Annotated in this window: 1 pseudogene; it reads right to left on the minus strand. The window is 61.2% G+C overall.

Features of this window, described 5'->3' with window-relative positions:
* A pseudogene (locus tag KVT32_RS29900) lies at window positions 1–278 on the minus strand (IS3 family transposase); the annotation flags it as partial.

Consider the following 278-nt stretch of genomic DNA (forward strand, 5'->3'; position numbering starts at 1 on the left):
CTCGCGGTCACAGCAATCCTTCATGAAAACGCCAGTCACCACCTCGCCGTTGTCGCAGGCGATTTCGAAGCCATCCGAGCACCAGCGCTGGTTCGGTTCTTCGACCATCACTTTGCCGTCGTGAGTGCGGCCGCTATCACTACGCCTAGGCGATTTCGGCAGCAGCAAACCCTGCTCCTTCATCACGCGGTACATGCGCTTGTGGTTCACGGGCCGCAAGCCCATCAGGCTGCGCGTACGGTTCACCAGGGCGCCAGCACGACGGTAGCCATAGGTCG

This window comes from Achromobacter sp. GbtcB20, from assembly GCF_019091095.1.
GTDB lineage: Bacteria > Pseudomonadota > Gammaproteobacteria > Burkholderiales > Burkholderiaceae_B > Achromobacter > Achromobacter mucicolens.